Origin of the sequence: Paenibacillus cremeus, assembly GCF_007786445.1 — a bacterium.
Taxonomy (GTDB): domain Bacteria; phylum Bacillota; class Bacilli; order Paenibacillales; family NBRC-103111; genus Paenibacillus_G; species Paenibacillus_G cremeus.
The window spans coordinates 1-1803 of sequence record NZ_VNJI01000117.1; the positions used below are offsets into that span (position 1 = coordinate 1).

General features: G+C 44.4%; 2 protein-coding genes. One reads left to right on the forward strand and one right to left on the reverse strand.

The genetic code is table 11. The annotated features are described in order from the left end of the window. On the reverse strand, nt 1-891 hold an 891-nt coding region (locus FPZ49_RS35045; RefSeq protein ID WP_144855348.1), incomplete at its 3' end, for a LysR family transcriptional regulator. A gap of 300 nt (nt 892-1191) precedes the next feature. Here FPZ49_RS35045 and FPZ49_RS35050 point away from each other — a divergent pair. Further along, nucleotides 1192-1770 carry a DJ-1/PfpI family protein gene (locus FPZ49_RS35050; protein WP_144855350.1) on the forward strand — a complete coding sequence of 193 codons (579 nt, stop codon included), beginning with the start codon at nt 1192-1194 and terminating at the stop codon, nt 1768-1770. Nucleotides 1771-1803: the final 33 nt, after the last annotated feature.

Genomic DNA, 1803 nt, shown 5'->3' on the forward strand with positions numbered 1-1803 from the left:
ATACTTTTCTGCATAACGCATAAAAATATCGGCTGCCGGCGAGATATAACGTCCCTCGAAGGAAAAGATGGCCACCGAACGAGATAGAGGAAGATCCAGTGGGATAATCGAAATAGATGGTCCTGGTGTCTCTGCCATCAGCCTAGGGAGTATCGAAATCCCGAGGCCTTCTGCCACCAGTATCCGTGGAGAAGAGCATTCGTAAGTAATGATTGGCTCAAAACCCTCTCTGATGCACGCCGCATATACAAGGGAACGTAACCTTGATCCCTCTTTAAAAGATACAAACGATTCTTCCCTTAATTCCCGGATAGAAACCGCTTTATGTTTCTCCAATGGATGACCCTTAGCAACGGCAAGAATTAACTCGTCATTATACAGCGATTTCGAACAAATTCCAGACGGAGGATTTGAATCTTCCAACTGTGGAAAATATTTATCATCCCATTCATGTGCAAGAGCGAGATCCAATTCGCCCTTCTTAAGTGCCTCAAGAAGCGATCTGGTTGTATTCTCCCTTATAAATACTTTAATCCCCGGATACTCAATCCCGAAGGTTGCCAGCATTCGCGGTAGTCTGGTTTGCACTACGGATTCTAGCGCACCAACAGTTACCTTCCCTCTTAGCTGGTTGTTGAATCCTTTGGCGGAATCTTTGGCCCGTTCCGCCTCAGCTAATGTTTTTTCTGCACCGATAAAAAATATCTTTCCTACCTCAGTAAGTTCTACACCGCGGGCAGAGCGGTTAAACAGCCTTACACCAAGTTCTCGTTCCAGGTTTCTGATTTGCTGCGAGAGCGCCGGTTGGGCGACTTTCAGCCGTTCAGCCGCTCGTGTTAAATTGTTCAATCTCGCGACTTCAACGAAGTAAGCTAATTGTCTAAACTCCATATTTCCGAGATCACCTAATTTTCAAGATATAAGTAAATCATATTGCTACAATAACATATATGTCTTTTTCTTATCAATTTAGATGTAGTAAAGTAATCTTCAACAAAAGCACAGTTTGATTTTCTTGGGAATGGAGGTCAATAGATGAAGCCGGAATCATGAGGAAATTTTAAAAGTCGCGTGTTATATAGAAATTTTGTTATAAAGAAAGAAAATAATTGGGAATTGTAAACTCGAAAGATGCGCTATACTAGGGATTTGGTATCATTTCCCATAAAAGGTGAGAGGGGCTGTTTACAAATGAAAATAGCTATCATTTGCTTTGATGATTTTACGGATCTTGATGTGTTCCTGCCTTGGGATTTGTTGAATAGAGTGCGATTGGTCGGTGGTATCGCCGATTGGGAAGTAAAACTGCTGGGGACCGCATCTTCGCATGTGTCTATGGCGGGATTAAGAATTCCTATGCATGGGATGGTTGAGGAGGCGAATACATTGGATGCCGTCCTGTTCGCAAGCGGAAGAGGGGTGCAACCCTTGTACAAGGACCCGGCTTATCTAGGCCGATTTCAACTTTCTCCGGATCGGCAATTGATTGGATCCATGTGTTCGGGTGCTTTACTCTTGGGGGCTTTGGGTTATTTGACAGGGAAGCGGGCTACCACTTATCCGACTGCAGCCGGACAGTTAACCGCATTTGGCGTAGAGGTAGTTAACGAGAGCTTTGTAAATATCGGCAACATCAGTACGGCTGCCGGGTGTTTGGCCGGACAAGATTTGTCCGCTTGGGTGATTGATTCTTTGATGGGGAGTAAAATGACCCAGCGTGTTCTGGAGACGGTTCAGCCTGTCGGCCAGGGGCTTGAGATTGATTTGTAATTATGAAATTAAGGTTTTAAGGATAACCGCCAA

Bases quoted from the DNA above. Each gene is read 5' to 3' on its own strand.
- FPZ49_RS35050 (WP_144855350.1), top strand. From the start codon at position 1,192: ATGAAAATAGCTATCATTTGCTTTGATGATTTTACGGATCTTGATGTG.